The sequence below is a fragment of the Streptomyces sp. NPDC006326 genome, from assembly GCF_040612915.1.
GTDB lineage: Bacteria > Actinomycetota > Actinomycetes > Streptomycetales > Streptomycetaceae > Streptomyces.
Genome location: NZ_JBEXRC010000103.1, coordinates 1 through 4,809 on the forward strand (window position 1 = coordinate 1; position 4,809 = coordinate 4,809).

The 4,809-nt window shown below is 69.0% G+C and carries 3 protein-coding genes and 2 pseudogenes; all 5 read right to left on the minus strand.

Features of this window, described 5'->3' with window-relative positions; all coding sequences use genetic code 11:
* Positions 1-115: pseudogene (locus ABZ128_RS35360) on the minus strand (ATP/GTP-binding protein); the annotation flags it as partial.
* The gene (locus ABZ128_RS35365) at positions 96-662 is read right to left on the minus strand and encodes a DUF742 domain-containing protein (RefSeq protein ID WP_356853994.1); all 567 of its coding nucleotides are present in this window, start codon (positions 660-662) and stop codon (positions 96-98) included. The gene ABZ128_RS35365 and the pseudogene ABZ128_RS35360, both read right to left, overlap by 20 nt.
* A 93-nt stretch (positions 663-755) precedes the next feature.
* Positions 756-1,169 (minus strand): roadblock/LC7 domain-containing protein, encoded by a 414-nt coding sequence (locus tag ABZ128_RS35370; RefSeq protein ID WP_008739857.1) that lies wholly within the window; start codon positions 1,167-1,169, stop codon positions 756-758.
* A gap of 10 nt (positions 1,170-1,179) precedes the next feature.
* Positions 1,180-4,356 (minus strand): nitrate- and nitrite sensing domain-containing protein, encoded by a 3,177-nt coding sequence (locus tag ABZ128_RS35375; RefSeq protein ID WP_356853996.1) that lies wholly within the window; start codon positions 4,354-4,356, stop codon positions 1,180-1,182.
* Positions 4,357-4,689: 333 nt separating this feature from the next.
* Positions 4,690-4,809: pseudogene (locus ABZ128_RS35380) on the minus strand (ATP-binding protein); the annotation flags it as partial.

The window sequence follows — 4,809 nt, forward strand, 5'->3', positions numbered from 1 at the left end:
TCTCGGAGACCGCGCCGACGAACGTGGTCTTGCCCACGCCGAAGCCGCCCGCCACCACGATCTTCGCGGAGGTGGTGGAGCGAGCCGCTCCGCCGTTAGAGCTTGCGAAGTCCACTGAGCACCCTTTCGAGCAGTGTCACATCTGGCTGGCCACCGGCAGACTCGTCGCCGCCGGGCTGGTGAATGGCGACAAGGCCCGCCTCCGCCAGGTCGGCGACGAGGATGCGGGCGACACCAAGAGGAATGGAGAGAAGTGCCGAGATCTCCGCGACGGATTTGATCTCCTGGCACAGGCGGCAGATGCGCTGGTGCTCGGGCAACTGCCCTTGCAGACGCGCGGGATCCGCCGTGGTACTGACCAGCGCCTCGATGGCGAGCTGGTAGCGCGGCCGGGTACGGCCGCCGGTCATGGCGTACGGACGCACCAGCGGGTTGTGCGCCTTGGGGGCCTGCGGCTGCGAGCCCCGCGGAGGCTGCTGCGGGACCCGGTGGGGCGCCTGCGGCTGCTGGGGCTGCTGGGGCTGGCCGTACGGCTGCTGCTGGTACGGGTTCTGCTCCGGCACGGGCCGGCTGGGAGCGGACGGAAAGTTGAAGCGGTTCTGGTCGTGCCCACCCTGCGGCTGCTGCGCGCCGCCATAAGGATGTCCTCCGGGTGTTGTCACGTTTCCTCCTCCGACTCCAAGAACGCAGTACTCCCTGTGGAACCGCGCCACCGCACCCTATGGTGCGATGACGCGAAACGCACTGCCTGTTTGCTAGTTGAGAAGACTTCCCTGCAGCTCCGAGCGCAGTTCCGGGGTGAGGACACTGCCGGCACGGTCCACGAGGAGGGCCATCTCGTAGCCCACGAGGCCGATGTCGCACTCGGGGTGCGCGAGCACCGCGAGCGAGGACCCGTCGGAGACGGACATGAGGAAGAGGAATCCCCGGTCCATCTCGACCACGGTCTGGTTGACGGCGCCACCCTCGAAGATGCGGGAGGCTCCGGCGGTCAGCGACGTCAGACCGGAGGCCACGGCCGCCAGCTGATCGGCGCGGTCGCGCGGGAAACCGTCGGACATCGCCAGAAGAAGGCCGTCGGCGGAGACCACCACCGTGTGGGACACCCCGGGGGTGTTGTCCACGAAGTTGGTGATCAACCAGTTCAGGTTCTGTGCCGCCTGGCTCATCGGGCTCACACTAACGCTCCTGGTCATAGCTGTTACTTGACTGCTCGGAACCCGCACTGCGTCCCTGCTGGACACCGCGCCGCAGGTTGCTCAACCTGCCGCGGACGTCCTCCGGGGCGCGGGAGACCTGGGGGCCGCCCTGCGGGGTCGTCTCCGCCGCGCCCTCGACCAGGTTGGCCTTGGGCACCCGCCGAGGGAGACCGGACGGGGTGATCCCGCCCGCCTTCGGCTCACGGAGCTTGGCGGCCTGCTGCCAGCGCTCGTCGTTGTTCGAACGCCAGCCGCTGCCTTCCTCGTCCCGCTCCGCGGCGGCGGGCTGCTGCTGTCGCTGCGGCCGCTGCTCGAAGAGGGATCCGGTGGACTCCGCTTCCCGCTGTCCCGACTGCCACTGCTGCTGGCTGCCGCGTCGCGGCAGGCCCGCTCCGGTCACTTCGTGGCCGGTGTCGGCAGCGGCGCCCGGACGGTCGAAGCCTACGCGGTCCGCGGCGCGTTCGGGAGCGGGGAGGGGTTCCGATTCGGTCCCGTAGCCCTGCTGGTAGCCGCCGGAGTAGGAGTTCTGCTCCGGCCACTCGGCGTGCTGGGACTGGGACTTGTAGCCGTCGTCGTACGCCTGGGCGTCCTGGCCACCGTCCTGGTATGAGGCTTCCGCATAGCCGTAGTCCTGCTGCGGGTAGGCCTCGTAGCCCTGCGGGGCCGCCTGGGCCTGCCGGGAGTCGTACGCGGGTTCGTACCCCTGCTCGGACTGCTGTTCGTACTCCGGGTACTGCTGGTACCCGTGCTCCGGCTGCGGTTCCGCATACTCCTGCTCGGCGTACTCGCCCTGGTCCTGGCCGTAGCCGACCTGGGCCTCCAGCGCGGCCCGGCGCTCCTGCTGCCCCAGCGACCGGCTGACCGGGTCGAGGGGGGCCCCGTCGGCGCCCTGGTTGTCGTAGCGCGAGTCGTCGAAGCCGAGCTCGGCAGCGGTACGCATGGGGGTGCTGTGCTGCGCCTGCTGCTGCGGGATCATGGAGGAGACGGTGAAGTCGTCGTCCGGGATCCCCTCGCCACCACCACCGTGGGTGATGGCGTCGGGCAGCATGACCAGCGACGTGGTGCCCGCCGCCTCTCCCGAGGGGCGCAGCTGGACGCGGATGCCGTGGCGGTCCGCCAGCCGGCCGACCACGAAGAGGCCCATGCGCTGGGAGATCGCGGCGTCCACGGTCGGCGGGTTGGCCAGCTTGTGGTTGATGTCCGCGAAGTCCTCGGCGGTCAGGCCGATGCCCTTGTCGTGGATCTCCACCATGACGCGCCCGTCGGGCAGGCGCGTGGCGTTGACGCGGACCTTGGTCTGCGGGGAGGAGAACGTGGTGGCGTTCTCCAGGAGCTCGGCGAGCAGGTGCACGAGGTCGGTCACGGCCTGGCCGTGGATCTCGGCCTCCGAGACGCCCGAGAGCTCGATGCGCTCGTACTGCTCCACCTCGGAGGAGGCGGCGCGCAGGACGTCGACGAGCGGAACCGGCTGGTCCCAGCGGCGGCCCGGCTCCTCGCCCGCGAGGATGAGGAGGTTCTCGCCGTTGCGCCGCATGCGGGTGGCCAGGTGGTCCAGGCGGAAGAGGTTCTCCAGCTGGTCCGGGTCGGCCTCGTTGTTCTCCAGGTCGGTGATGAGGGTCAGCTGGCCCTCGATCAGCGACTGGTTGCGCATGGAGAGGTTCGTGAAGATCGCGTTGACGTTGCCCCGCAGCAGGGCCTGCTCGGCGGCGAGCCGGACGGCCTCGCGGTGGACCTGGTCGAAGGCCCGGGCGACCTCGCCGATCTCGTCCTGGGAGTCGATCGGGATCGGTGCGACACGGGTGTCGACCTTGCCCGGGTCGGTGCGCGAGAGCTGGTCGACGAGCATCGGCAGGCGCTGCTCGGCGACGTCGAACGCGGCGGTGCGCAGGTGGCGCATCGCGCGGCTCATCTGGCGGGCCATCATGCCGGCCATGATGAAGGCGGCGAGCAGGGCCACGACCACGATGGCGCCGGTCCAGATGGCGTCGTTGCGGGCCTCGTCGGAGACCGCGACGGCGTCCTTGACGGCCTTGTCGAGGAGGTCCCTCTCGATCTCGGCGTAGCCCTCGAACTTGGCCGTGGCGCCGTACTGCCAGGCGGCCGGGGTGACGCCGTTCGCGGCCAGCTTGGTGTTCTTCTCGCCGCCGGCTATCGCCTCGGTCATACCGGTGAGCGCGGAGCCGTTCACGATGGGCGGGGCCTTGAAGGGGGTGCCGGCCTGCTCGGCCTGGGTCTTGGCCTCGGCGAGCTTGGCGGCGCCCTCCTGGGACTTCTTGCCCATCACCTCTTTGAGGCGGTTGGTGTCCTCTTCGGTACCGGCGGAGACGTACTCGCCGACCGCGATCTCCTCAAGGTAGGCGTACGAGGAGAAGGCGACGAGCTGGGCCTTGCGGACCTCCTCGTCCGGGTTCGGCCGGACCAGCAGGTGTGTGCCGATGGCGCGCTGGAGCGAGTTGGCCGCCTTGGCCAGCTCGATCGCGTAGACCATGCGGCCGTAGCTCGTCACGTTGCCGGTGCCGAGGCCCAGTTCGTTCGAGAACTGCATCAGGTAGTGCTGGACGAGCAGGTAGCCGTCCTCGGTCGGGACCGGACCCAGCTGCTGCGGCGGGTTCTTCTTCGCCGACTCGGGGGCCACGTACGCCGACTTGCGGACCAGTTCCAGCTTCGGCTCCTCCTGGCGGAAGAGTTCGAGGCGCCGTTCCAGGCCCTGGTTCTTCGGGACGTCCTTGACGGCCTGCCCGAACTTCAGCTGGGCGGCGTCGGTGGCCGCACGGGCCTTGGCGACGGTGTCGCTGCGGGTGTCGCCCTTCAGGAGCGGTTCGGCGCTGAGGTCGCGCTCGTTGAGCAGGGCCTGACCGTATTCCGCTGCCGCCTGGACGATGCGGGCCGTCTTCTCGGCGTCCTTGGCCTCGTTCCAGGTGTCGAGGGAGCCCTTCACCTGGAAGCCGCCCATGACCAGTCCGACGAGGACGGGCACGAGCAGGATGGCGTTCAGACGCGTCGGCACACGCCAGTTGCGGGGCGAGAACCTGCTGGTACTGCCACTCTTCGCCGGCGGGTCCGCGGGCGCGTCGACGGACGGCGCGCCCGCGCGCTGCGGCGGGGTGAAGTTGCCGCGCGCGGGTTCAACCGCGGGGCGTGAGTTGCTTCGCCTCACTCGACCAACAACCTCTCGGCGGTGCTACTAGCTAGTTAGTTGAATTCCAGCACGGTTAACGGCCGTGTTCCAAACACTTGAAATCGGCCATTCACAGAACCTTATGTCCCGCATAAATCGGACATAGAGAGCTACCCGTCGCAAAAACGGGCCGCGTTGTGAGCGCAGCGGCACCGTGCGACCGCACCCTGTGTCCAATCGGCGGCAATTCTCTGTCGAAACGTTATGAACGAGAAGGGCGGGCCGTGTCGTAGGACACAGCCCGCCTTCACGTGACACGGACCGCCTTCACGAGCCTTCACGATCTTTCACGAAAGCCCCTCGGAAACGCCGCTACTTCAGCCGGGCCATCAGGGCATGCTCGACGAGTGTGATGAGGGCGCTCTTGGCGTCGGCGCGGTGGCGGGCGTCGGTGGTGATGATGGGGGCGTCGGGGCCGATCTGGAGGGCTTC